General features: G+C 70.0%; 1 protein-coding gene. It reads right to left on the bottom strand.

What is annotated here, in order from left to right; genetic code table 11:
• Positions 1–257 (bottom strand): ferric iron reductase (locus ACSNOD_RS31980; protein ID WP_436770546.1); only part of this gene is annotated, 257 nt, incomplete at both ends.

Genomic DNA, 257 nt, shown 5'->3' with positions numbered 1-257 from the left:
CACGCACTCGGCGACCGTCCGCCAGAACGCCGCCTCGTCCAGGAGGCCGGCCGTGGCCAGCGTGGCGTTGAGGAAGCGCAGAAAGCCGTCGAAGACGTCCGTACGCAGCGCCAGCGTCCTGATCCGGGGGCCCATCGGCGAGCGGACCCGCTCCGCCTCCGGGGGCAGCTCGGTGTCCGGGTCCATGACGACGATCTCCTCGGCGATGTCCTTCATGATCACTCGCCGGGGGACGCCGTTCTCCAGCACCAGGATGA

This window comes from Streptomyces sp. URMC 123, assembly GCF_051386515.1.
Lineage (GTDB): Bacteria > Actinomycetota > Actinomycetes > Streptomycetales > Streptomycetaceae > Streptomyces.
Note: the sequence above shows the minus strand (reverse complement) of the source record. Positions and strands in the feature narration are given on the sequence as shown.